The 25,193-nt window shown below is 70.3% G+C and carries 22 protein-coding genes; 8 read left to right on the plus strand and 14 right to left on the minus strand.

The window, feature by feature from the left end; genetic code table 11:
* Window positions 1-9: 9 nt before the first annotated feature.
* Genes ABT130_RS07265 through ABT130_RS07275 form a run of 3 tightly spaced genes read left to right on the plus strand, consistent with a single transcriptional unit; the run spans window position 10 to window position 4,695 of the window.
* Window positions 10-1,272, plus strand: coding sequence for an ABC transporter substrate-binding protein (locus ABT130_RS07265; protein WP_350953598.1), 1,263 nt, complete (start codon window positions 10-12; stop codon window positions 1,270-1,272).
* A gap of 28 nt (window positions 1,273-1,300) precedes the next feature.
* Entirely contained in the window at window positions 1,301-2,383 is a 1,083-nt protein-coding gene (locus ABT130_RS07270) for a glycoside hydrolase family 15 protein (protein WP_350953600.1), read from the plus strand.
* On the plus strand, window positions 2,380-4,695 hold the full coding sequence (locus tag ABT130_RS07275; protein WP_350953602.1) for a glycoside hydrolase family 31 protein: 2,316 nt from the start codon (window positions 2,380-2,382) through the stop codon (window positions 4,693-4,695). The genes ABT130_RS07270 and ABT130_RS07275 overlap by 4 nt, the downstream gene beginning before the upstream one ends.
* An 84-nt stretch (window positions 4,696-4,779) precedes the next feature.
* On the opposite strand, the gene ABT130_RS07280 is transcribed toward ABT130_RS07275, so the two are convergent.
* The 4 genes from ABT130_RS07280 to ABT130_RS07295 all read right to left on the minus strand — a co-directional run bounded on the left by ABT130_RS07280 (window position 4,780) and on the right by ABT130_RS07295 (window position 10,370).
* Window positions 4,780-7,272 carry an ATP-binding cassette domain-containing protein gene (locus ABT130_RS07280; protein ID WP_350953604.1) on the minus strand — a complete coding sequence of 831 codons (2,493 nt, stop codon included), beginning with the start codon at window positions 7,270-7,272 and terminating at the stop codon, window positions 4,780-4,782.
* 71 nt (window positions 7,273-7,343) lie between these two features.
* Window positions 7,344-8,513 (minus strand): substrate-binding domain-containing protein, encoded by a 1,170-nt coding sequence (locus ABT130_RS07285; protein ID WP_350953606.1) that lies wholly within the window; start codon window positions 8,511-8,513, stop codon window positions 7,344-7,346.
* Window positions 8,514-8,538: 25 nt separating this feature from the next.
* Entirely contained in the window at window positions 8,539-9,585 is a 1,047-nt protein-coding gene (locus tag ABT130_RS07290) for an ABC transporter permease (RefSeq protein WP_350953608.1), read from the minus strand.
* A gap of 29 nt (window positions 9,586-9,614) precedes the next feature.
* Window positions 9,615-10,370, minus strand: a complete 756-nt coding sequence (locus ABT130_RS07295) for an SDR family NAD(P)-dependent oxidoreductase (RefSeq protein WP_350953610.1) — start codon at window positions 10,368-10,370, stop codon at window positions 9,615-9,617.
* Between the two features lie 153 nt (window positions 10,371-10,523).
* On the opposite strand from ABT130_RS07295, the gene ABT130_RS07300 reads away from it, so the two are divergent.
* From ABT130_RS07300 to ABT130_RS07315, 4 genes are all read left to right on the plus strand, one after another.
* On the plus strand, window positions 10,524-11,387 hold the full coding sequence (locus ABT130_RS07300) for a carbon-nitrogen hydrolase family protein (RefSeq protein ID WP_350953612.1): 864 nt from the start codon (window positions 10,524-10,526) through the stop codon (window positions 11,385-11,387).
* Between the two features lie 18 nt (window positions 11,388-11,405).
* Complete coding sequence (locus ABT130_RS07305; RefSeq protein ID WP_344742881.1) at window positions 11,406-12,380, plus strand: cyclase family protein; 975 nt, start codon at window positions 11,406-11,408, stop codon at window positions 12,378-12,380.
* 50 nt (window positions 12,381-12,430) lie between these two features.
* Window positions 12,431-14,125: a dihydroxy-acid dehydratase gene (locus tag ABT130_RS07310; protein WP_350953613.1), complete on the plus strand. Its 1,695-nt coding sequence runs from the start codon at window positions 12,431-12,433 to the stop codon at window positions 14,123-14,125.
* Between the two features lie 126 nt (window positions 14,126-14,251).
* Window positions 14,252-14,959, plus strand: coding sequence for a GntR family transcriptional regulator (locus ABT130_RS07315; RefSeq protein ID WP_350953615.1), 708 nt, complete (start codon window positions 14,252-14,254; stop codon window positions 14,957-14,959).
* 25 nt (window positions 14,960-14,984) lie between these two features.
* Here the strand turns inward: ABT130_RS07315 and ABT130_RS07320 are convergent, their stop codons facing one another.
* Window positions 14,985-15,371: a winged helix-turn-helix transcriptional regulator gene (locus ABT130_RS07320; protein ID WP_350926565.1), complete on the minus strand. Its 387-nt coding sequence runs from the start codon at window positions 15,369-15,371 to the stop codon at window positions 14,985-14,987.
* 93 nt (window positions 15,372-15,464) lie between these two features.
* Here ABT130_RS07320 and ABT130_RS07325 point away from each other — a divergent pair, with 93 nt between their 5' ends.
* The gene (locus ABT130_RS07325; protein WP_350953617.1) at window positions 15,465-16,136 is read left to right on the plus strand and encodes an NAD(P)-dependent oxidoreductase; all 672 of its coding nucleotides are present in this window, start codon (window positions 15,465-15,467) and stop codon (window positions 16,134-16,136) included.
* Between the two features lie 301 nt (window positions 16,137-16,437).
* Here the strand turns inward: ABT130_RS07325 and ABT130_RS07330 are convergent, their stop codons facing one another.
* From ABT130_RS07330 to ABT130_RS07370, 9 genes are all read right to left on the minus strand, one after another.
* Window positions 16,438-16,731 (minus strand): hypothetical protein, encoded by a 294-nt coding sequence (locus ABT130_RS07330; RefSeq protein ID WP_350926561.1) that lies wholly within the window; start codon window positions 16,729-16,731, stop codon window positions 16,438-16,440.
* A gap of 340 nt (window positions 16,732-17,071) precedes the next feature.
* The gene (locus tag ABT130_RS07335; RefSeq protein ID WP_350953619.1) at window positions 17,072-17,446 is read right to left on the minus strand and encodes a VOC family protein; all 375 of its coding nucleotides are present in this window, start codon (window positions 17,444-17,446) and stop codon (window positions 17,072-17,074) included.
* Between the two features lie 24 nt (window positions 17,447-17,470).
* Entirely contained in the window at window positions 17,471-18,490 is a 1,020-nt protein-coding gene (locus ABT130_RS07340; protein WP_350953621.1) for a sigma-70 family RNA polymerase sigma factor, read from the minus strand.
* A gap of 226 nt (window positions 18,491-18,716) precedes the next feature.
* Complete coding sequence (locus ABT130_RS07345; protein WP_350953622.1) at window positions 18,717-19,934, minus strand: aminopeptidase; 1,218 nt, start codon at window positions 19,932-19,934, stop codon at window positions 18,717-18,719.
* Window positions 19,915-21,072 (minus strand): MFS transporter, encoded by a 1,158-nt coding sequence (locus ABT130_RS07350; protein WP_350953624.1) that lies wholly within the window; start codon window positions 21,070-21,072, stop codon window positions 19,915-19,917. The genes ABT130_RS07345 and ABT130_RS07350 overlap by 20 nt, the downstream gene beginning before the upstream one ends.
* Window positions 21,069-21,593: an ArsR/SmtB family transcription factor gene (locus ABT130_RS07355; protein ID WP_350926551.1), complete on the minus strand. Its 525-nt coding sequence runs from the start codon at window positions 21,591-21,593 to the stop codon at window positions 21,069-21,071. The genes ABT130_RS07350 and ABT130_RS07355 overlap by 4 nt, the downstream gene beginning before the upstream one ends.
* A gap of 174 nt (window positions 21,594-21,767) precedes the next feature.
* Window positions 21,768-22,937, minus strand: coding sequence for a Cmx/CmrA family chloramphenicol efflux MFS transporter (locus ABT130_RS07360; protein ID WP_350953626.1), 1,170 nt, complete (start codon window positions 22,935-22,937; stop codon window positions 21,768-21,770).
* A gap of 461 nt (window positions 22,938-23,398) precedes the next feature.
* The gene (locus ABT130_RS07365) at window positions 23,399-24,277 is read right to left on the minus strand and encodes a hypothetical protein (protein ID WP_350953628.1); all 879 of its coding nucleotides are present in this window, start codon (window positions 24,275-24,277) and stop codon (window positions 23,399-23,401) included.
* Between the two features lie 521 nt (window positions 24,278-24,798).
* A complete protein-coding gene (locus tag ABT130_RS07370; RefSeq protein WP_350953630.1) occupies window positions 24,799-25,125 on the minus strand; it encodes an ABC transporter substrate-binding protein in 327 nt (108 codons plus the stop codon).
* Window positions 25,126-25,193: the final 68 nt, after the last annotated feature.

The following is a 25,193-nucleotide window of genomic DNA, read 5'->3' on the forward strand; positions in this document are numbered from 1 at the left end:
AATCCCCCCATGCACACCAGGAAGTTCCAGATGGCCGCCGTGCTGACGGCCGCGTTGCTCGCCGCCGGATGCTCGCAGGGCTCGGCGACGAGGACCTCGTCGGGCGAGGACGGCAAGACGACGCTGCGCTACTTCACCTTCTCGGCGGCGCCGGACCACCTGAAGGACCTCGACAAGATCGTCGCCGCGTTCGAGCGGGAGAACCCGAAGATCGACGTGGTCGTGGAGACCGCACCCTACGACGAGTACTTCACCAAGCTCCAGACCAGCATCGCGGGCGGCACCGCGCCCGACACCTTCGAGCTCAACTACGAGAACTTCGTCACCTACGCCAGCGCCGGTTCGCTGCTCGACCTCGGCTCGGTCGCGGGCGACGGCGACCCGTCGGTGTACGCGCAGGAGTCGCTGAACGCCTTCAAGCGCGACGGCAAGCAGTACGCGCTGCCCGCCTCCTTCTCCACGGTCGTGCTCTTCTACAACAAGGACCTGTTCGAGAAGGCCGGGGTGGACGTCCCGACCGCCGACTGGACCTGGGCCGAGGAGCAGGCCGCGGCGGCGAAGCTGACCGACAAGAAGAAGGGCGTGTTCGGCGACTTCCAGCCGGTGCAGTTCTTCGAGTTCTACAAGACGCTCAAGCAGGCGGGTGGCGAGTTCCTGACGGCCGACGGCAAGAAGTCGGCCTTCAACAGCCCGCAGGGCGTCAAGGCGGCGCAGTGGCTGGTGTCCAAGGTGGGCAAGACCATGCCGACCGAGGCCGAGATCGGCGGCACCGCCGACTACGACACCAACCTCTTCAAGTCCGGCAAGCTCGCGATGTGGCACAACGGCATCTGGCAGTTCGCCGGGCTGAAGGACGTGCCGTTCGAGTGGGACGTGGTCGTCGAGCCCGGTGACGCCACCCGGGCCAGCGCGGTCTTCCACAACGCCGTCGCCGCGTCCTCCACCACCAGGCACGGCAAGGAGGCCTGGGCCTGGGCCCGCTTCCTGTCATCCTCGGGCACCGCGGCCACCACCCGCATCGAGTCGTCGTGGGAGCTGCCGCCCGTCTCCGACCAGGCGGTGCTGTCGGGCTACCTCAAGGACCCGAAGCCGGCCAACCGCCAGGCCGTGTTCGACGCGCTCGAGTCGATCGCGCTGCCGCCGGTCATCAAGCGCCAGCAGGAGATGCAGGACGCCGTGACCAAGGAACTGAGCGAGGCCGCGGCCGGCCGCAAGCCGGTGCCCGACGCGCTCAAGGCCGCCGCCGCCGCGGTCGACGCCCTGCTCGGCTAGTTTCCCTACTTCCAGGAGATACGTTCTCGTGACCCTCGTGTCGCACAGCCTCGACGTGATCAAGAGGTTCCAGTCCCACACCGGCGCGTACCCGGCGTCGCCCACCTTCTCCGCCTACCGCGGCTACTCGTGGCTGCGCGACGGCGCGTTCATCGCCGAGGGGGTGAGCCGGCACGGCGACGTGGCCGGGGCGGACGCCTTCCACGCCTGGAGTGCCGGAGTGCTCGGCGACCGCGCCGGCCAGGTCGACGCGCTCGTCGCCCGCGCGGCCCGCGGCGAGCGCGTCTCGCCGGCGGAGATGCTGCCCACCAGGTTCACCCTGGACGGCGTCGACGGCGATGACGAATGGTGGGACTTCCAGCTCGACGGTTACGGCGCCTGGCTGTGGGCGCTGCGCGAGCACTCCCTCCGGCACGGCAGGGCGGTTCCCGGCGTCGAGAAGGGCGTCAGGACCGCGGTCAGCTACCTGACCGCGTTCTGGCAGCTGCCCTGCTACGACTGGTGGGAGGAGCACGTCGAGCAGCGGCACGTGGCGACGCTCGGTTCCGTCCACGCCGGCCTGCGGGCGGCCCTGGCCCTCGGTGTCCTCAGCGGCCCCGAGGCGGAGGCCGCCGCCGAGGCCGTGGCGGGCATCGCCGCGCTGGTCGCGGCCGAAGGCGTCGTCGCGGGCCGCCTGACGAAGTGGCTGGGCACCGACGCGGTGGACGCGAGCCTGCTGGCCTGCGTCGAGCCGTTCGGGCTCTACCCGGCCGACCACCCGGTGGGCGCCGCGACGGTGGCCGAGGTGGAGCGGCAACTGGCCAGGGACGGCGGCGTGTTCCGGTACCTCGCCGACACCTTCTACGGCGGCGGCCGGTGGGTGCTGCTCGCCGGGTTCCTCGGCTGGAACCACGCGCGGGCGGGCCGGACGGCCGAGGCCACCCGGTACCTCGACTGGATGGCGGCCCAGGCGACCCCCGAGGGCGACCTGCCCGAGCAGGTGTCGGACGTGCTGCTGGCTCCCGAACGACACGACGAGTGGGTGGCTCGGTGGGGCACGGTCGCCACGCCCCTGTTGTGGTCGCACGGGATGTACCTGATTCTCGCCGACGAACTGGGGGTGCGGGCATGATCCGGCATCGTCCGTACGGGTCCGGGCATCCGTACGCCACGACCGAGGACCAGCGCGTGCCGGCTCTGCCGCTCGACGGCGAGACGGTGGAGCTGCGGGTGCGCGCGTCGGCGAAGGTGACGGCGGTGGTCTGCGAGTGGCTGGTGGACCACACCACCCGGGTCGAGCTCCCGCTCAGCCGCGCGGACGGCTCGACCGCGCGACCGGGCGTCCCCTCCGCCGCCCCGGCCCCGAGCGGCGGGGGCACGGCCGTCGACGGGGGGCATCTGGCCGCCGCGCAGGCCCGGGCCGCGCGAGCGGTGTCCGGGTCGTGGGTGGTGACGACACCCGTGCTGCGCAGCGGGCATCACTACTCCTACCGGTTCGTGGCGACGCTGGACGGCGGAGGAAGCCGGCGCGGCAAGTGGTTCGAGGTGACGGCGGCGACCTGGTCGGAGACCGGCGGGAGGCTCCACGTACGCGGAAGCGACCGGGTCGTACCCGGCAGCGTCCGATGGCTGGGCGACGGCGAAGGCGTGCGGCGGGTCCGGTTCGAGCTGGCCCTGGCCGAGGGCGAGCACGTGGTGGGCTTCGGCGAGCGCTTCGACGCCGTGGACCAGCGCGGACGCGAGCTCGACGCGGTGGTGTTCGAGCAGTACAAGACGCAGGGCGCGCACGGCCGCACGTACCTGCCGATGCCGTTCGCCCTGGTGGTGGGCGGCGAGGAGAGCTGGGGGCTGCACGTCGAGACATCCCGGCGCACCTGGTACGACGTGGGCGCGAGCACGCCCGGCCGGCTCCGGGTCGAGGCCGAGGTCGGGCCCGACGCCGAGCCGGCCCTGCGCGTCTACGACAGCGCGTCCCTCGCGACGGCTTCCGGTCCTGCCCCCGACGGCGCGCCCCGGGTGACCCCCGGTGACGTGCTGCACGCCTTCCTCGACGACGTCGGGCGGCCCAGCGAGCTGCCCTCCTGGGTGTTCCGGCTCTGGGCCAGCGGCAACGAGTGGAACACCCAGCAGCGCGTGCTGGCCGAGCTGGACCGGCACCGCGAGCACGGCATCCCCGTCGGCGCCGTGGTGATCGAGGCGTGGAGCGACGAGAGCACGTTCACCGCGTTCAGGGGCGCCGAGTACGAGCCGTCGGAGGAGCCGCACCGGCTCGCCGACTACACCTTCCCGGCCGACGGGCCGTGGCCGGACCCCAAGGGCATGGTGGACGAGCTCCACGAACGTGACATCAAGGTGCTGCTCTGGCAGATCCCGCTGCAGAAGACGCGCCCGCACCCGAGGCACCAGGCCGCCGTCGACGCCAGGCAGCTGGTCGAGCGCGGATACGGCGTGCGGGAGGCCGACGGCAGGCCGTACCGCAACCGCGGCTGGTGGTTCCCGCTCGCGCTGATGCCCGACCTGTCGTCGCAGGAGGTGCGCGACTGGTGGACGGCCAAGCGCGCCTACCTGGTCGAGGAGGTCGGGATCGACGGTTTCAAGACCGACGGCGGCGAGCACGCCTGGGGGCACGACCTGCGCTACGCCGACGGTCGGCGCGGCGCGGACGGCAACGGCCTGTTCCCCGTGCACTACGCCCGTGCCTTCGGCGATCTGCTGCGCCGGCACGGCAGGGCTCCGGTGACGTTCAGCCGGGCCGGGTTCGCCGGGTCGCAGCCCCACGGCGCGTTCTGGGCGGGGGACGAGGACTCCACCTGGGAGGCCTTCCGCTCCTCGATCAGGGCCGGGATCACCGCCTCCGCCTGCGGGATCGTCTACTGGGGGTGGGACCTGGCCGGCTTCTCCGGCGAGGTGCCGAGCGCGGAGCTCTACCTCAGGGCGGCCGGGGCGGCGGCGTTCATGCCGATCATGCAGTATCACTCGGAGTTCAACCACCACCGCACGCCCAGCAGGGACCGCACGCCGTGGAACATCGCCGCCCGGACCGGCGACGAGCGGGTCGTGCCGGTGTTCAGGCGGCTGGTCGAGATCCGCGAGAGGCTCGTGCCGTACCTCGCCGAGCAGGCTCGCCAGGCGGTCGGTGGGGGAGCGCCGCTAATGCGCGGGCTCTTCTTCGACCACCCCCGCGACCCGCGGGTGTGGGACTTCCCGCTGCAGTACAAGCTCGGGGACGCGCTGCTCGTCGCCCCGGTCACCGCACCGGATATTTCGGAAATACCGGTGTACCTCCCTGAGGGGGAGTGGGTCGACGTCTGGACCGGCACGGTCCTCGGCGGCTCGCGGGTGGTGACGCTGCCCGCCCCCGTCGACCGGCCTCCCGTGCTCTGTGCGGCGGAACGCTGGCCGGGCCTCTCCTTCGTGTTCGAATCCGCTGTGCTCGAACCCTGAGAGGAGCACCCTCCGTGAGTTGAGGAACGCCCACGGACGGTGCCCGCTCCCGGAGTGCGGCATCCGAACCTCCGACAGCGACGCCTAGGCCCGCGCCGTGCGGGCCTGGGAGTAGACGGCCGTCGCCGCCAGGGCCATCAGGCCGAGCATCCAGTACTGCCACGACTGGGAGAGGCCGAGGAAGACCGTGGCGTTCTGGATGACCTGCAGGAGGACGACGCCGAACAGGACGCCGACGAAGCTGCCCCGGCCGCCGAAGATCGAGGCCCCGCCGAGCACGACCGCGGTGATGCTGGCCATCGTGTAGCTGACGCCGGCGGTCGGGTCGCCCACGCCGATCTGCGCCATCAGCAGCAGGGCGCCGACCACGGTGAACAGCGCGCTGGCCAGGTAGACCACGAGGTGGACACGGGCCACCGGGATGCCCCGCTTCCGCGCCGCCTGCTCGGACGAGCCGGCCCCGCGCAGCCGGAGCCCCGTCATGGAGCGCCTGGACATCACCTCCAGCGCGACGAGGACACCGGCACCGACGATCACCGCGTACGGGATGGGGCCGATGCGCGCGCCGAGCGCCTCGGTGACGGAGGTGGAGATCGATCCTCCGGGCGAGTCCCGCATGACCAGGGAGAGTCCCTGGAGCGCGGTGTAGGTCACCAGCGTCGCGACCACCGGGGTCACCCGGGCGAATCTCACCAGCATGCCGTTGGTCAGTCCCACGCCGGTCGCCGCGAGGACCATCAGCAGGAAGCCCAGGGCCCACCATCCGGCGCCGTACCCGTCGAGGACGTAGAACGACGCGATGACCACGAGGGTCCCGCTCAGCGGGCCGACCGACAGGTCGATGCCTCCGGTGAGCATGACGATGAGCTGGCCCGCGGCGAGGAAGAGCACGGGGGCCAGCAGCCCCAGCATGCTGGCGATGTTGAACTCGGACAGGAAGCGGTCGCTCCGGGTCGCGCTCACCGCGGCCAGCAGCACGATCGCGACGGCGAGGAACGCGCTGGGCGCCTGCTCGCTGGAGAGCAGCCTGCGGAACCCGCCGAGCAGGCCGGTGCCCCGGGCCCGCTCGGTGGTCTCGGCGCTCCGCGCCGAGGTCGCGGCGGTGAGGGACGCCTCGGTGATGGCGTGCTCGGAGATCTGCTCCCCGGTCAGCTCGCGGACGACCTCCCCCCGGGAGAAGACCAGCACCCGGTCGCAGAGCCCGGCGAGCTCGACGTTGTCGGAGCTGAGCACCACCACCGGTGTCCCGGAGGCGGCGGTGGAGCGGAGCCGGTGGTAGATGTCGGAGCGGACGCCGACGTCGATGCCCTGGGTGGGCTCGTCGCAGAGCAGCACTTTGGGCGCGGAGAGCAGCGACCGGCCGAGTACCACCTTCTGCTGGTTGCCGCCGGACAGGTGGTCGACGGCGGAGTCGGGTGAGGCCACCTTGATGCCGAGTTTCCTGATCTCCTCGGCCACGATCGCGTTCTCCGCCGAGCCTCGTACCACTCCGGCGACCGCGGTCCTGCCGGTGGCGGCGACGCCCAGGTTCTCCTTGACCGACAGTACGGTGGCGACGCCCTCGACGTGCCGTTCCTGGGGCATGAGCACCACCCCGGCCCGCCGGGTCCGGCGGGGGCTGCCGAGTTCGACGGTCCGGCCGTCGACGGTGACGGTGCCACCGGTGACCGGGTCGGCTCCGCCCAGCGCGCGGATGAACTCGCGCTGCCCGTTGCCCTCCACCCCGGCGAGGCCGAGGACCTCGTTGCGGGCCAGCGTGGTGGTGATCCCGCGGAGCCGGTCCGAGCGCAGGTCACGGACCTCCATCACGACGTCGCCGACCGAGAAGGGGCGCGGCGGGAACAGCGCGTCGATCTCCCGTCCCGCGATGCGGGTGACGATCTCCTCCTCGGTCACCTCCGAGGCGAGGAAGGTGCCGCGGATCTGCCCGTCGCGCAGCACGGTGAGACGGTCGGACAGGGCCATCACGTCGGGCAGCCGGTGGCTGATGTAGACCACCGCCATCCCGTCGGCGGCGAGCTTCCTGATCTGCTCGAACAGCCTCTCGATCTCGGCCACCATGAACGGCTCGGTGGGCTCGTCGAGGATCAGGACGCCGGGCTCGCAGGCGAGGGCCCCGCAGATCTCGACGGCCTGCTTCTCGGCGAGGGTCAACCGGCCGGCCGCGGCGGCCGGGTCGATGTCCATCCCCATGGGCAGCAGCTTTTCCCTGGCCCAGTCCTGGGCGTCGCCGAAGGACGGGCGGAGCCGTTTCGGCACGCTCAGCAGGAGGTTCTCGGTGACCGTGAGATCGGGGAGAAGCGCCGGATGCTGGAAGGCGATGGCCAGGCCCTGCTCCCGGGCGGCGATCGGGGACGACTGCCGCATCGGCGAGCCCGAGATCTCGACGGTGCCAGCGTCGGGTGCCAGCGCACCGGAGGCCACCGCCATGAGCGTGGACTTTCCGGCGCCGTTCCCGCCGACCAGGGCGTGTACCTCGCCCGGGTGCGCCTGGAAATCGACCCCGTCGAGCGCGACCACGCCGGGGAAGCGTTTGGTCACTCCACGGAGAACCAGTCCAGCGGTCGATTCGACCATGCGAAGGATCACTCCTTACTCCGGCTCAGTGCGTTCCGCCGGGCGCGTGCCCGGCGGAAGACGACAAGTGATCAGCTGTAGGCCTGCTTGAGCTGCTCCGGCGTGAGCTCGGAGGACAGGATCGCGCTGGCGGGAAGGGAGGGGTCGCACTTGGGGAGCTTCGACTTGTCGAGCGTGTTCTCGAAGATCGGGATGTTGATGATCTCCGGCTCGTCGTTCTTGATCCCCTGGTGCGCGGCGACGGCCTTGCGCAGCGCGAGACGGATGATCCAGGTACGCGAGGACACGGTCACGGTCTGGAAGTTCGGCTGCTTGCCCGAGTTGTCCTTCCAGGCGCAGGCGAAGCCGTTGAGGTCGTTGGCGGTCCACAGCGGCAGCGGCCGGCCGGCCTGCAGGAAGGCGCGGATGCCACCGAGGGAGGCGTCACCGGAGTCGGTGATCACACCGTCGATGGTCGGGTACTTGGTGAGCAGCCCGGACACGACCTTCTGCATCTGGGCGGGGTTCCAGTTGGTGTCGATCGGCTTGCCCGGGTCGTTCAGCAGCTTGACGGCCGAGCAGCCGGCGTTCTCCTTGAGCTCCTTCTCGATGCCGACCAGCTCGGTGAGGCTCTGGGTGTTGCCCGGCGTACCGCCGAGGAAGACCACGTTGCCGCCCTTGGTGCCGAGCGCCTCGCACATCCAGCGGGTCCAGGTCACGCCGTCGTTGACCGTGTTGTGGCCGACGAACGTCGTGTAGTCCGTGCCCGGCTTGCCACCGGGGTTGGCCGTCCACGGCACCACCTGCACGCCCGCCTTGTACGCCTCACGCAGGGTGGGCAGCAGCGCCTCGCCGGCGTCGGGGAAGACCACCAGGGCCTCCACACCCTGGGCGACCAGGGCCTTGACGTCGCTGATCGCCTTCTGCGGGTTGTTCTGGCCGTCGGCGTACGGCAGCACGGTGATGTTGGGACACTTGCTCGCCTCGTCCTCGAACTCGGCGCGAGCCGTCTTGCGGAAGGCGTTGTCGCCGGTGCCGTCGGCCAGGGCGACCTTCACCGGCTTGGTGCCGCAGAAGTCCGCCATGGGGCGGAGGGCGGAGACGTCTCCGGTCCGGGCCGCGTCGTTGTAGACGGCCTCGACACCGCCGTTCGCGGCGGCCGGTTCACCGGGGCCACCGGCGCAGCCCGCCGCGCCGAGGGCGGCGAGGGCCAGGACGGCGACCGACTGACGGGCCCGCAGGCGGGTTTTGGTGAGGGACATTGTGATCTCCTGTTGGGGGAGGCCTCTAGGGCGAGGACAGCGTGGAAGCGGGTTCGAGGGAGCGGCTTCGCAGCCGCGCGCGTACGGAGTTCCAGGGCACTCCGCGGGCCACCACGCTGAGCGCGAGCACGCCGGCCTGGACCAGGAGCTGGGTGGCGGTGGACGCGCCGGCGGCGAGGACCACCTGGTTCAGCTGGGTGAGGAACAGCGCGGCGACGGCGGTGGCGGCCAGGTTGGTGATGCCGCCGGACAGCAGGCTGCCGCCGAGGACGACGGCCGCGATGGTGGGGAGCAGGTAGGTGTCGCCGAGCAGGATGTCCGGGGTGCGCAGGTAGCCGGCCAGCAGGATTCCGGCCAGCGAGTAGCAGATTCCGGCCACCACGTAGGCGCCCACCTCGTAGGAGCCGGTGGGCAGGCCGAGCAGCCGGGCCGCGGGCCGTCCGGCGCCGACCGCGATGAAGCGCCGGCCGAGCACCGTGTGCCGGATGCCCCAGTGCGCGAGGCCGATCACCACGACCGCGACCAGCAGCAGGTTGGGGATACCGGCCACCGAGCCGACCGCGAACGCGCTCAGCGCGGGACCGGCCGACGCGGGGAAGCCCTTGGAGACCTGCAGGACCACACCGATGAGGATCGAGTTCACCGCCAGCGAGGCCACGAACGCCGCGATGGAGAGCCGGACCACGGCGATGCCGATGACCAGTCCGCTCAGCGCGCCCGCGACCAGTCCGAGCGCGGCGGCCGCCCAGACCGGGACGCCCGACACCGCGGGCAGCTTGGTGGCCAGCACCGCGGCCAGCGCCATCCCGCCGGGCACCGACAGGTCGATGCCGCCGTGCGAGACGACGAGGGTCTGCCCGAGCGCGGCGATCGCCATCACCGCCGCGAACGGCAGCATCGACAGCACGGCGGATCCGGACAGGCTGCCGGGTGAGATCAGCGGGCTGACGGCGAAGAGCAGCAGCGTGATCAGCCAGATCGAGGAGAACCGGCCGCCTTTGAGGCGGCGCAGGTCGAGCAGCCCACCAGGACCGGCGCGCTCCGCCGGAGGCAAGGTCGTATGCCGAGACATTTTCCGAGTCCCTTCCTGGAAATCCGTGCTCAGATGGCGGTGTAGCCGCCGTCGACGGCCACGTCCGCGCCGGTCATGAAGCCGGCGGCGGAGCTCAGCAGGAAGGCGACCACCTTGGCCACCTCGTGCGGATCCGCCAGGCGCGCGATCGGGTGGCCGGCGATGAGGCTCTGCCGGGCGGATTCGGGATCGGGCTGGGACCGCAGGTAGGTGGCCAGCTGCTCGGTGGCCACCGAGCCGGGGCTGACCACGTTGCACCGGATTCCCGCGGCGGCGTAGTCGACGGCGATCTGGCGGGAAAGCTGCAGCACCGCTCCCTTGGAGGCGCAGTAGGCGGGCTGGTTGGGCAGGCCGACCGTCCCGGAGATCGAGGAGAGGTTGACGATCGCCCCGGGCGTCCGCTGGGCGAGCATCGCGGTCACCACGTGCTTGCACAGCAGGAAGGTCCCGGTCGCGTTGATGGTCATGACCCGGTTCCAGTCGTCAAGAGTGGTGTCGACCAGCGGTTTCGCCACGATCGTGGCGGCGCAGTTCACCAGCCCGTCGATCCGGCCCCACCGGTCGACGGCGACCCGTACCGTATGGGCGACCGCCTCCTCGTCGGTGACGTCCAGCCCGTGTGCCACGGCGTCGGCACCGTCGGCGCGGAGTTCGGCCGCGAGCCGCTCGACGAGCTCGACCCGCTGATCCGTGAGCAGGACGGACGCGCCGGCTGCCGCGCATTCGCGGGCCGTCGCGGCGCCGATCCCACCTCCGGCGCCACTGAGGATCACTACTTCCGGCACGACTCAATCCCTCTCAAGCACAATGTCCGATTTGGTCGGCCAGACTGGCATGCAGCACGCTGCATGTCAATGATGAGTACTGCGTTGACGTGCAACATGTTGCATGCCACTCTGGGGCATACTCAACTCACGGCGGACCCAAGGGGTGGCACTTTGCCCGGCGCAGATACCGAAACCGGCATCCGGATCGGCGTGGCTCAGGTCGGCGTCGACCGAACCGATGTGGCGGCGAACGTCGATCGGGTCGTCGACACCCTGCGAGAGGGTGCCGCGACCGGGCAGCGACTGGTGGTCTTCCCGGAATGCGTGCTCACCGGGTACCTGTTCGGCTCCCGGGCCGAGACGCACGCCGCCGCGATCAGCGCGGGGGACCCGAGGATCGGCCGCATCGTGGACGCCTGCCGCGAGTACTCCACCCACGCGGTGGTGGGCCTGCTGGAGGAGGCGGACGGACGCGTCCACAACACGGCCCTGGTGCTCGGACCCACCGGGATCATTGGCAGGTACCGCAAGCAGCACCTGCCCTACCTGGGCGCGGACCGGTTCGTCGACCCGGGCACCGACGCGGCGCCACGGGTGGTCGACACCCCCTTCGGCCGGGTCGGCGTGATGATCTGCTTTGACCTGCGCTTCCCCGAATCCGCCCGCGAGCTCGGGCTGCAGGGCGCCGACGTCATCGCGATGCCCACCAACTGGCCGGAGGGAGCGGACATCCTCGCCGACCACATGGTCCGCGTGCGCGCCCTGGAGAACCTGGTCCATCTCGCGGTCGCGGACCGCGCCGACTCCGAGTCCGGAACCCGCTTCATCGGCAGGAGCCAGATCATCGCCCCCTCCGGGACGGTGCTGGTGGACGCGGGGGAGAAGGAAGGGCTGTTCGGGGCGGCGATCGACGTCCGGGATTCCCGGACGAAGAGGCTGATCATCAGGCCGGGCGAGTTCGAGCTCCCGGTGTTCTCCGGGCGGCGCCCCGAGATGTACGGCGAGATCACCCGTCCGGTGACCCCGGACCGTTAACAGGAAGGCGGACACCACATGTGCGGGCCGGCACTCATCAGCGAGGCGACCAGGAACAGGATCGCGGCGTACTGCGCGAAGTTCCGCGAGGTCACCCGTAGCCCATTCGGTCCCGACGACGAGATCGGCATGCTGAACCTGCTCACCCCCGAGGCGTCACGTGAGGTGCTGCGGCGGGCGGACGGCGGCAGCGTCATCGACCTGTCGGTCGACTACTTCGTCGGGATGCCCTCGTGGACCAAGGCCGGCGATCCGGGTTTCCAGCAGTGGATGACGCACACGCCCGCCGGCACCGTCCTGGACGACATCACCGGAATGGGCCGCGCGCAGAACGAGCTGGTCTCCTACTCGGGTGACGCGATCTCGATGTACACCCACTGCGGGACGCACATCGACACCCTCAACCACTTCGGGTACAACGGCCGGATCTGGAACGGGTTCTCCGCCGAGGAGCACATCACCTCCCGGCACTGGACCAAGTGCGGCGCCGACAAGATCCCTCCCATCATCGCCCGCGGGGTCCTGTTCGACATCGCCGCGCTGCACGACGTCGACGTGCTCCCGGACAACCACGGGATCGGCGCGGACGACCTGCGCGAGGCCATGCGACGCCAGAACGTCGAGTTCCGGCCAGGTGACGTGGCGCTGGTGCGTACCGGCCGGATGCGCGCGTGGCCGAAGATCGACGCCTACATCGACAACAGCCCCGGCCTGAACCTGGAAGGGGCGCGGTTCCTCGCCCACCTGGGCGCGTCGGTCATCGGCGGCGACACCCTCGCCCTGGAGCAGATGCCCGCCGCGGACGAGGAGAACTGGCAGGTCGTCCACACCTATCTGCTGGGGGAGGCGGGCATCCCCATCATGGAGGTGGTCGACTGCGAGCAGATCTCGGCCGAGCGGCTCTACGAGTTCGCCTTCGTGGCCGCCGCCATGAAACTGCGCGGCGCGACCGGCGCCCCGATGCGCCCGCTGGCCATGCCGCTCCGCCCCTGACGCGACCCCATTCTTCCCTGATCGGATTGACCCCCGGAGGCATTACCACCATGCACGCCAAACCCACTGAATCGGTCATCGACCGGAGTCGTACGTCCTACGGTGATGACGGTTTCAGCAAATATCTCCGGCGTGCCTTCCTGGCCTCCAGCGGGTACGACGACGAGGCGCTGGACCGGCCGATCATCGGCATCGCGGTGACCACCTCCGACTACAACACCTGCCACCGCGACATGCCCGCGCTGCTGGCGGCGGTCAGGCGCGGGGTCCTGGAGGCCGGCGGCCTTCCCATGGAGTTCCCCACCATCTCGCTCGGGGAGATCCTGACCTCCCCGACGACGATGCTGTTCCGCAACCTGCTCGCGATGGACACCGAGGAGATGATCCGCGCCCTCCCGATGGACGCCGCGGTGCTGCTCGGCGGGTGTGACAAGACCGTGCCGGCCCAGCTCATGGCCGCGGCCTCCTCGGACAAGCCGGTACTGCTCGAGGTCGTCGGCCCGATGATGACCGGCAGCTGGCGGGGTGAGCGGCTCGGAGCCTGCACCGACTGCCGGCGCTTCTGGGGCAGGCACCGGGGCGGGGAACTCGACCAGGCCGAGATCACCAGTGTGCGCAACGAGCTCGTGACGACCGCGGGCACCTGCGCGGTGATGGGCACCGCCTCCACCATGGCCTGCGTCACCGAGACCCTCGGCATGATGCTGCCGGGCGGCGCGACGCCCCCGGCCGCCACCGGTGCCCGGCTCAGGCACGGCGCCGAGACCGGCCGCCGCGCCGTCGAGCTCGCCCGGTCGGGCGGCCCGGTGCCCAAGGAGATCATGACCCCCGCGGCGTTCCGCAACGCCATCCGGGTGCTCTCGGCGATGAGCGGCTCGACGAACGCGCTGATCCACCTGCTCGCCGTGGCCCGGCGGGCCGGCGTGGAGCTCGAACTCAGGGACTTCGACGTGATCGGTGCCGAGGTGCCGTTCCTGGTCGACTGCAAGCCCGCCGGCTCGGGGTACCTGGAGGACTTCCACCGTTCCGGAGGGCTTCCCGCGCTGCTGAAGGTCCTCGAACCGCTGCTCGAAGCGGAGACCGTCGGGGTCTCCGGGGACAGCCTGAAATCGCTGCTCGCCGAGACCCCCGCGCGGGAGGACTGGCAGACGACGATCCGCCCCCTGGAGGACCCGCTCGGACCCGCGGGGAGCCTGGCCGTGCTCCGGGGCACGCTGGCCCCGGGCGGAGCGGTCATCAAGACCGCCGCCGCGAGCCCCCACCTGATGAACCACACCGGTCCCGCCCTGGTCGTCGACTCGGCGCAGGAGGCGCAGCGGATCCTGGACGACCCGGATCTGGACGTCACCCCGGACCACGTACTGGTGCTGCGCAACGCGGGCCCGATCGCCGCGGGCATGCCCGAGGCCGGTGCCCTGCCCATCCCGGCCAAGCTGGCCCGCGCCGGGGTCCGGGACATGGTGCGGGTCTCCGACGCGCGGATGAGTGGCACCTCCTACGGCACCGTGGTGCTGCACTGCGACCCGGAGGCCGCCGCCGGAGGGCCGATCGCGCTCGTCCGCAACGGCGATCTCATCAGGCTGGACGTCGAGGCGCGACGGCTCGATCTGCTGGTGGACGAGGACGAGCTTGAGCGCCGCCGGGCGGACTTCACCCCGCCCGAGCTGCCCGAGCGAGGCTGGCGGCGACTGTACGCGCAGACGGTTCTCCCCGCGGGTGAGGGCGCCGATCTGTCGTTCCTCTGATCCCGCAGAGCGGTAATGCTGCATGTTGCATGCTGCACTACTGTGCGCGTGGTACCTTTTTGCCCAACCAAGGGCGCCTGATCATTCAGTCGGGCGCCGGACCGATCCCCCCGGGAGTCTTGTCGGATGGAACAGATTTCGGTGGACCAGGCATCGCTGACGGCCCGGACCTTCGAGGTGGTTCGCCGTGCCATCATCACCGGTGAGCTGGCTCCCGGGACGCTGCACTCCGTGGTGGGGATAGCGGCCCAGCTCGGCGTGTCCAGAACCCCGGTCAGGGAGGCCCTGCTCCAGCTGGCCACACACGGAGTCGTCAGATTCGAGCGCAGCCGCGGTGTCCGGATCCTCCAGATGACCACGCGTGACATCGAGGAGATCTACTCGCTCCGCTTCCTGCTGGAGGTCCCCTCGGTGTACCGCGCGGCGACCATGATGGACGACGCCCAGATGGCACTGGTCGCCACGGCCCTGGAGAAGATGCGCCAGGCGGGCGAGGCCGGGGACGAGCGCCTCTTCCAGGAGGAGGACGTGAAGTTCCACCAGCTCATCCTGGAGTCGGCGGGCAACGCACGGGTGACCCAGTCCGTCGCGACGACCCGCGCCCAGATGTCCGCCCGGGGCTTGTCCACCACCCAGACGCGGACTCTCGCCGACATCTGGCGGGTCCACGAGCGCATCCTCGACAACATCCGGGCCCGTGACAACCAGGGCGCCGCGCAGGCCATGCACGACCACCTGCTGGAGACCACCCGCCTGCTGCTGACCCAGTCCACCGGCGACCCGCGGACCGGCGCCGACTTCGAACCCCCGACCCTCCCCACCTTCCCACACTAGGACCGCACGTAGCCTTTCGGGCGATCTATCCCAGCGGTGACGGGCCGGGTGCGGAGTCGTGCGCGTCGCGGGCTTCGAGGAGCGCGGGGAGGTGCTCCCCGCTCCAGGCGCGTGCGGCCGCGATGAGGGTCAGCAGGCTGCGCCCCAGCGCGGTCAGCTCGTACTCGACCCGGGGCGGGTTCTCGTCGTACGCGGTGCGGGTGACCAGACCGTCGCGCTCCATCGCCCGCAGGGTCTGGGTGAGCACTTTCGGGGTGATGCCGCGCAGCGGTCCCCGCAGTTCGTTGAACCGCCGCCGGCCGCCTTCGAGACAGAGCACGACCATCGCGGTCCACTTGTCGCCGATCCGTATCGGCATGGCGCTGGACGGGCACACGGGGTCGAACATCTGCGGGTCCAGGGGTTCGACCATGAACGCGAGGCTATCCCAGTATCTTTGAGGTAACCAGTATCCCCTGGATACCGTTCTGTCCGGCGGCGACATACGCGACCAGACAGGAGCGACATGAGCGGCATCGTCATCTTCGGGGCGGGAGGCCGGGCGGGACGGGCGATCACGGCTGAGGCACGTGGGCGCGGACATCACGTCACGGCCGTGGTCCGGGATCCGGACAGGTACCGCGACATTCAGGCGGACGGTGTCCACGTGGTGCGGGGCGACGTCACGGACCTGGCGGCGATCTCCTCGATCGCGCCCGGCCATGATGCCGCGGTTCAGGCGGTGAGCCCGTTCTCCGGCCCGGAGCAGGGCTTCGCCGGCCTCGACCCGCAGTTCTTCGTCAAGGCGGCCGACGCCCTGCTGCACGGTCTGGCGGAAGCGCGCGTGCCCAGGCTCGTTCTGGTCGGACTGTTCGCGAACCTCCGCGACGCCCACGGGCGTCCGGTGATGGACGATCCCTCGGTCTTCCCGGCTGAGATCCGGCCGTTCGCCATCGCGCACACGGCCGGCCTGGACCGGCTCCGGGCGGCCGGGAACACCGCGGTCGACTGGCTCATGCTGACCCCGCCCGCGCTGCTGGATTCGGCCGGTCCCAGGACCGGCCGCTACCGGATCGGGGGAGAGACCGTGCCGCGATCGGCATCGGCGCAGCTGTCCTATGCGGACCTCGCGGTGGCGGTGATCGACGAAATCGACACGCCACGGCACCACCGCACCCGCGTCTCCGTCTTCGACTGAGCCGGAAACGAAATGGCTCCGCACGACCACCCTAACCTGAAAAAGAGAGCACCGACCCGGCGGCATCGGCTCCGGGGCTCGAGGCTTCGATTGATTGTCTTACCGTTATCTCTGCTGCGGGAGCCCGATTAAACAGTGACGGGCCCTCCCGGGGGGTTCCGGGAGGGCCCGTCACATAAGAATGGCGGCGAGGCGCCAGACCTCCACATCGCGAGGGACGATCACCTGAACCACGAAATGGGGAATGGCCGCCGAGTCCGGAGCCCCACCGCCGGAACCGGGTCGTAGCCGGTGCCGTCTGTCAGCAGTCGGCGGTGCCGCTCGGCTGGTACACGCCGGCGTAGAGATCCGCGCGACTGTACGCGCCCACCCATTCGCATGGGCCGTCGGGCCACCCGTTGACCACCGCGCGCATTTGTTTCGATGAGCCGCACGCGTTGTAGACCCGCGCGTACCAGTAGATGATTTGCTTTTTCACGGCTCCTTCGTAGGCGCCGCATCCAAGTATCTGCACATCGCCCGGCGTCGGCGCTGCGGAAGCCGATGCCGGTGCGGAGGCGAACATCGCCCCGGCCAGAATTGCCGCTGAAGTCACTCGAAGTAATTTTTTCCGAAGCCTCACACTTCGCCTTTCTTTTTGTCGACTGGATCTTTACTTTGAGCATAGTCAGCGAGTTGAATCTTTTCAACCATCGGTTTCGATATTTCACGGTGTTCGTATGGCCGGCTACGGTGTGTTTTCTTGGCCGGGCCACCACGCTGGTCAGGCGAGGTTTCACCGGCCGGCCGGGGCCTTTCCCGCGCATCGCGGACCGGGTTTTCGCCGACCGGCTCAGGCGAGCGGCGGGCGCGTGGCGCTCACATCCGGTTCCCCGTTGTTCCGCCCCTGGTCAGAGTGGGGTCGGCTAAGGATCCAGAGCGCGTCATCGCCTGAGTTATCCGGCGCTTTCTTGGAGGTACTGGGTCAGGTTGACCATGTTTCCGTCAGGGTCGTGGATGTGGGCCACGCGTTCTCCCCAGGGCATGTCGGTCGACGGGCCGAGCGCCCGTCCGCCGGCCGACTCGACCCGGTCCAGCAGACCGTCGACGTCGTCGACCTGCACGCGCAGCAGGATCCGCTGCGGGGCGGCCAGGTCGGTCGCCGCCTCGTTGACCAGTCCGAGTTCCGAGTCGCCCAGCTTCAGGTTCACGAAGAAGGTGGGCCCGTCGTCGGGGAAGCGGCTCACCTCCACCGCGCCGAGCAGGCGCTCGTAGAAGGTTCGCAGTCGATCCAGGTCGGATGTGATGATGATGGGCTGGACAGTCGTCATGTCCGCTCCTCCGGTCTGCTGTGACTAGCCGTTCAGGGTGATACGACGTGGCGTCACGAAACTCATCGGTGTGCGGGAGGACTCGGCCGGAGCGCCGAAAAGCGGGATCAGCCGGTCGGCGTCCAGGTATGTGGTGATGCCGCTGATCAGACCCTCGGACACGTCCAGAAGGACCAGCCCGAAGGGCACGTGAACGCCGTCGGGGCCGGGTCTGGTCTGCCAGAACGCCGGCGAGCCGTTCGCCGCGACCGGGACGAGGCGCGCGCCCGCGCAGGACGCGTTCGGGTCCAGCAGCGCCTGTTCGATCCGGTCGCGGCCGCGAAGCCACCAGGTGAAGGGAGGCATCGACATCGTCGCGTCCTCGTGCAGCAGGGCGACGAGCGCGGTGATGTCGTGACGCTCGAACGCGCTGCAGTAGCGGGCGAGCAGCTCGCGCTGGGCGGGATCGGACGGCCGGAACGGCTCACCGGGCATGACGTCGACCGTCTTGAGCGTCGACCTTGCCCGCTGCAACGCGCTGGTCACCGACGCGACGGTGGTCTCCAAGAGGTTCGCGACCTCCTCGGCCTTCCACCGCAACACGTCGCGCAGGATCAGCACCACCCGCTGCCGGGGCGGCAGGTGCTGCAGCGCGGCGACGAATGCCAGCCGGATCGTCTCCCGCCGCACGGCCAGCTCTTCCGGATCGCCGTCCATCGGCAGCACGAGACCGTCTGGAACCGGCTGGATCCAGATCCGCTCCGAGACCGGCTCACCGATGCTCGGCCCGCCGTCCGCGGCCCGGCTGAGATCCATGGCCAAGGCCCGGCGTTGCGTGCTGCGCAGCATGTCGAGGCAGACGTTGGTGGCGATGCCGTAGAGCCAGGTACGCAGCGACGCCCGTCGCTCGTCGTAGCGGTCGAACGCCCGCCAGGCACGCAGCAGCGTTTCCTGCACCGCGTCTTCGGCCTCGAAGCCGGAGCCGAGCAACCGGTAGCAGTAACCGGTCAGTTCGGTCCGGAACGGCTCCAGCCGGGAACCCACACCGGTCAGCGTCTCTGCCATCCCCCGACCATATGCGTCGTCACCGACACATCACGCGGGGGAGACCGCGACGCGGTTCTCCCGGTAGTTCCCGGAGCCGGTGACGGCGGCCGTCCGCGTGACAGGGTCCGTGGAGGTGACTCGCGATGGGGCTTCATCGCCGTCGGTACGGAGAGGTTCGCTCCTCGGTACCGACGGCGATGTCCGTTGATCCCGCGCGGCTCGCGCCGTCCTACGTGGATTCGACTCAGACCTGCCACTCGTCGTCGCGGAGCAACTCGATCGCGCCGCCGTCATGCCCGATCCCCGTGACGGTGACGTCGGGGCCGCCCACCATGAAGTCGACGTGCACACCGGAGAGGTTGACCCCGGCCGCATCGAGCCCGGCGGCGTCCCGCTCGCGCAGGTGCTCGGGCACGCCCGGAGGCAGGCCGGCACCCCAGGCCAGATGGCAGGTGGCGTTCTCGTCCAGCAGGGTCTCGAGAAAGGTGAGGCCCGATCGCCCGACCGGCGACGAGCCGTCGACCAGGGCCAGCTCGCCCAGACGGGCCGCGCCCGCGTCGGTCGCCTGGTGGGTGCGGACCACGTCGGCGCCGGCACTCGCCCTCACCTCCGTCACCACCCCACCGGTGAAGGTCAGCTCCAGGTCGCGAATGACGCTCCCGTTGAGCGCGAGTGGCCGCGTCGAACGGACGGTGCCCTCCACCCGGCGGTAGTCAGGCGTGGTGAACACCTCCTCCGTGGGGAGGTTGGCCTGGAAGCGGTGCCCCCGCACGGATTCGAGGCGCGCCGCGGTCCAGTGCGCGTCCGGGAGCAGGCCGATGGTCAGGTCGGTGCCCGGCCCCTCGAACCGGACGGCGTCGAGCCGCATCCTGCTCAGCACCTCCGCGCGGCTCAGCAGCTCGGCGATCCGCTGCTCCCAGGCGGCGCGGGGATCGGGCCGGTCCAGCCGCAGTATCGGGCGCAGGTGCTGCCAGAGGCGGGTTCCGTCCGGCTCCCCGAAGATCGCGCGCGCCCATTCCGCAGTCGGGCAGGGGACCATCGTCCAGCGGACGAGGCTGCCGAGCTGCAGCCGCTGCCTCGACGTGAGGTACGGCATGCGGTCCAGGCCCGCCCGTACCGGGTCCTGCCCGGCGAGGAGATCCGGGGCCGCGACGCCGCGGATGTTGAGCAGGATGCCGCAGTGGCGGGCCAACTCCTCGTTGCGCGCGTCCAGCCAGGCCGGGACCTCGCTCAGGGTGGCCGCGTCCGCGTGCTGGACCCGGGATCGCTTCGCGTAGGGGTCGAAATACCAGATGTCGGCATAGCGGGCACCCCGGGCGTATGCCGCCTCGGCCAGGGCGCGGGCGAGCGGGGCGTGCTCGATCTCGGCGTTGATCAGCACCCGGTCGCCGGCGACGACCGGTACGGCTATGTCGAAGACGACGTCGGCGTAGCCGGCCAGTTCAGTGGTGGGAATGGTCATGGCTGTCTCCTTGGGGGGATGTCCTGCGGACCTTGCGGGAGCGGGAGAGGAACAGCAGCGGCGCCAGGGCCGGCACGCAGCCCGCGACGGCGAAGCCGTAGGCCAGGCCGGACGACTGCACGATGGCGCCCAGCGCGAGCGCGGCCGTCATGAACCCGAGATCGAAGAACGCCGTCGTGGTGGCCACCGCCGAGCCGCGCTGCGCGGCGGGCAGACCGGTCACCGCCATCGTGAGGAACGCGGGAAGCCCCAGCGCCTGCCCGGCGCCGATCACCGCCGCGGCGGCCAGCGCCCCGGTCACGGACGGCCAGGCGACGAGCAGGGCCAGCCCGGCCGCGGTGACCAGCAGGGCCGCGGTCGCCGTCGCACGCGGGCCGATCCGGTCCGTCCATCGTTGGCCGCCGAGCCGCACGGCGAGCAGCACGCAGCCGTAGACGAGGAAGTGCGGGCCGCTGCCGCTGCCGCCCAGCGCGGCGACGTGCAGCGGGAGGAAGGCGCCGAAGGCGGTGTATCCCCACACCGACGCCCAGTACGCCAGCCCGGGGCGCAGTCCCGCGCGATGCACGAGCGGCCCGGCCTTCCTCGTGCCGGCGGGATCGCCGGCGACGGCCGGGCCCGCGGGCAGGAACAGGCAGGCCACGAAGGCCGCGAGGGCGACGGCTCCGGACAGCGCCCATGTGGCCCGCAGGCCGGCGACGGAATGGCCGGCCTCGGCGAGCGCCGGTCCGGCGAGCAGGCCGGCGTTGACCGCGACGGAGAAGCGGTTGATCGCGGCACCCGGACGGTCGTGATCGCTGGCCGCGGCGGCCAGACCGACGTAGGTCAGGGCCTCCCCCGCTCCCGCGACGGCCCGGCACGCCAGGAACAGCGGCAGCGACTCGGCCATGAGTACGGCGAAGGAGGTGATCGCCAGCAGCGCGGCGCCGGTGCAGGCCGCCGCCCTGCGGCCGAGCCGGTCGGCCAGCCGACCGGCCAGTGGGCGGAAGAGCACGGCGCACCCGGCCGTGATCGCCAAGCAACCGCCGACCAGGCCCGGACCCTGGTCCAGCGGGCCGGTGACGTACTTGGGGATCGTTGGGATGAGCAGCCCGAGCGACAGGAAGCACGCTCCCGCGCACGCCATCAGCAGGCGGGTCATCGCACGTCGTCGAGTTCCAGCAGGATCGCGGTCATGCTCACCTTGACCCGGTCGTCGGAGCGGGGCGGCCCGGCCTTGTCGTGGGCCAGCGCGACCGCCTGCTCGATCAGCCCGACGATCTCCTCCCACACGGCGCGATCCAGCCATACCTCGGCGTCCATGGACATGCGCTGCAGCTTGGTCTGGGCGAGGCGTCGTGCCAGGTCGGTGGTGAGCGCCTCGTGCAGGAGCTGCCGGCCGTTCGCGCGGTCCAGCCGCGCGCCGCTGGAGGGGTCGTACTGGTAGAGCCGACGGGGTCTGCCCTTGCCGCCCGGTGGCGGCCGCTCGTCCACCTGCTGCAGGAAGCCGGCCTCGGCCAGCTGGCGCAGGTGGTAGCTGGCCGAGGCGTGGGCGATGCCCAGCTCCTCCGCGACCTCGGTGGCCGACATGGACGCGCCGGTGAGCAGCGACACGATGCGGATCCGGAGCGGGTTCGCCAGCGCACGCAGCGGCACCAGGCCGTCACCCTTTTCCCAAGACATGTTGGGATTATGGCATTTCCAACATCTCTTGGGAAAGGGGTTGGAGTCACATGAGCGGATCGGCTTGACCGGACGCGTCCGCCAACCCGGGAGCCGGCGTGTGCGAATCCGTGGCACGAATCGACAAGACGTCTCCGCCGGCACCTGGGTGAGCTCGTACGACGACCGGGACAGCTACTCCGCCAACTCTCCTACGGGCAGCGCCCGGCGAAAGGGCAGAGCGAGGAGGAGCGCGACCGAGACCAAGGCGCTACTGACCCAGACGGGTCCCAGTTCGGCCAACCAGGTGTTCAACGTGGCGGCGGCGATGACGGGACCGGCGGTAGCCCCGACGTTGAGAGCGGCGGTGGCGTAGGAGCCTGCCATGGTCGGCGCTCCTGCGGCCTCATACAGCACGCGTGCGATCAGCGTGCTCCCAAGGCCGAAGGAGAGCGCACCCTGGGTGAACGCGAGGATCAGCAGAGCGATCGGGTTGAACGCGACGAGGCCGAGGGTGACCCAGCCGCCGAGCAGTAACGGCCCGCCGACTGCGACGACGACACCGGGCCGCTGGTCGGACAACCGCCCGGCGACGGTGACGCCGACGAAGGACCCTAGGCCGAACAGCACCAGCACGACAGAGACCCACAGCGGATCCAGTCCGGCGACATCGGTGACGATCGGAGCGAGGAAGGTGAAAGTGCCGAACGTTGCGGCATTCACCAGCGCGCCCAGCAGCAGGACCAGGAGCAGTCGCGGACGCTGTAGTTCAGTGAGCTCCCGACGTAGATCCGGGCCTGCCGGCTCGTCTGGCCGTTCTGTCTTGGCGGGAATGCCACGCACTACGCCGAGCGCCGAGGGTAGGCACAACATCGCGATCCCCCAGAAGGTGGCGCGCCAGTCGAGCAGTGTCCCCAGCAAGGCACCACCGGGGACCCCTGCGATGGTGGCGACCGTGGTGCCCGCCAGCAGGACGGCCAGGGCCCGGCCCTTCCGGTCGGAGGGGACCAGTTCGGCGGCTGCGGTGAGCGCGACCGCCAGAAAGCCGGCATTGGCAAGCGCTGCGATGATTCGGGTGGCGAGCAGAACCGTGAAGCTGCCGGTGCAGGCGCCGAGGACGTGTGTGGCCAGAAACAGGCCGAGAAAGCCCAGCAGGCTGGATCGCCGTGGCCACCGGCGCGCGAGGCCCGCCATGAGCGGGGCGCCTACCACCATTCCGATGGCGAAGGCCGATGTGAGCAGTCCCGCCGTCGCAACCGGAACGCCGAGGTCTGCGGCGATGTCCGGCAGCAGGCCGGCGAGCATGAACTCTGACGTGCCCATGGCGAAAAGCGCCATGGCAAGCAGATAGAGAGGTAGAGGCATCGAGAAACTCCGAGGTGATGAGAGATCAGATGAAACGTCTCGTCACCGCGGTCAGCGGCCCGACTACTCCTGTCATCTGCCGCCACCGTGCGGCAGAACAGGATTGTTCAGTGGTTCAGGGGGCTGACGGGTGACCGAAAGCCCCCACCTTGGATGCCTCTGGGCTCGACATGGCAAGCACGATACTCAGTCGAACCACTCCGCGCACATTGGTTTTCCTCCCGGTTCACCGACCCCGACCACCTGCTCGGCAGCCCGCGTCGAGGACTTCGCAAACTCCAGTACCGCAGCGACCTCGTCCACGGATGCCTGACCGCAACCAGCCTCACCTTGGCGACATCACGCCTTCAGTTTCGTTGACCATGAACCTGGCCTACCACGGCGCTCCGATACCGCCCGACCTGCCTGCCGGGAGCCCGGCCGCACGTCCCGGCTCCGGTCTCCGCCGTAGCCGAGGACGCTCAACCCCGGTCGTTCAGGGCCGCCAGGTCCAGGACGTGGTAGCCGCCCGCCGTCTTCCAGTGGAGGTACCTGGCATTGGAGATGCTCACCTTGTCCGTCTCCCGGCCTGGCAGGCGCACCGCGGTACGTGTCCGGGCGTCGAGAAGCCATCCGGTCCCGTCCTCGCGCCACGCCGCGAAGCGCCCGTGCCGCGAGATGTCGACGTTCTTGGCACGCGGGCTCAGGCCGGCGACGGTGCCGTCGCCGTACTCCAGGCGATCCCGGTCCCTGCCCACCCGGGCGATGTACGAGGCCGGATCGGAAACGCCGCGCCTGGCCCAGTCCGGGCCGTAGCGAGCCGGCGGCGAGCCGGTGAACTCCCCCGGATCCGATGAATCCGGCACCATGACAGGGGACCTCGCGAGGAAGGTGTCGCCCTCCCAGGCGATGTCGTACACCCCCTGCAGCCACAGCCGGGGAGTCCTGTCGCCGGGGCCCATGCGGTAGACGCCCACGTCTCCGGAGCTGTTGGTGACGCACCGGGAGAAGTAGAGCTCGCCCCGATGGAACTGGAGGTCGATGGGGTATTGCCAGCCGGTCCCGCAGTACCCCCCGGGAACGCCCCAGGTGTTCGTCATCTGCCGGGTCAGGCCGGTGCGCATGTCGGTGACCTCGAGAATCCACCCGCCCGGCTCGTCGTTTCCGAGCAGCTTCACCACGCGCGTGCCATGCGCCGCGGCGGCGGCGGTGTACGACTCCCTGTTCTTGCGTTGCAACAGCGTGCTGCGGCCGGTGACGGGGTCGAGGATGTCGACGTGGTCGAGGTACGGGAGGTACCGGGAGAACTTGCGGACGATGAGCCGCCCGTCGGGCAGGGCGCCGATGACGGAACGGGACATCGTGTCCTTGGCGGGGATCCACAGGATCCTGGCCCGGGGATAGGCCCGGGCGAAAGGCGTTTCGGCCTTCCGAACGGGAGAGGGCACGGGTGGGGGTGTCTCCGACGGGCCGAGCCACTCCGGCGAAGCACCTTCTCCGGAAGGGACGCTCGGAGCCTGTCCGCCGGTGGCCGACGGCGGCATGGCGGGCCCGCAGGCGCAGACTCCCATGAGCAGCGCGGCCGCGATCATGCGGGGACGGCGCCTCACCCGGGTCCGTACCGGGACGGGAGGTTCCCGATCGCGGCTCCGGAGGACACTGTCGGCGACGTCCGTGCCGTCGGCACCGCGACCCGCCTGCCGTCCAGGGGGCACCGCGAACACCCCCGATCGCACTTTTCAAAGCATCACTGACAACTTAGACGATCGTCATCAGATGGATGAGACGGTTTCTCCGGGTCTTCTTCGGACACGTGCCCTATCCGATGTGTTGAAGCCGATCAGCCTGGTGCAGCCCGACATCTCGTCGGCCAGCCGGGACTTCACCTGTGGGCGGGGCAGGATCTTCGCCAGACCGGCCGCGGTCGCGTCGCTGTAGGAGACCGACCGACGTGGCATCCTCGCCCCCTGTCGGTGAGCCGATCGTCGACCACGGTCTGGTGCGGCCCCTGGTTGATGTCCTGCGCTCGGATCGGGGTGCCGTCCTCGTACTTCACGCCCTCTTTGAGGGTGAACGTCCAGGCCTTGCCACCTTCGCTGGGGGTGCCGAGGTCGGTGGCGAGGTCCGGGACGATTTCCGCACCGGCCGCGCCCGGCTCCGCCTTGAACGTCGCGAGCGTCCGGTAGAGCAGGCGGATGCCGAAGTCCATGTATGAAATCGCAGAGCCGGGACCGGCCGGGGTGTGTCGGTACTGCGTCGTGCCGGTGCCGCGGTGAA

The organism is Streptosporangium sp. NPDC001681 (assembly GCF_040298085.1).
Classification (GTDB): Bacteria; Actinomycetota; Actinomycetes; order Streptosporangiales; family Streptosporangiaceae; genus Streptosporangium.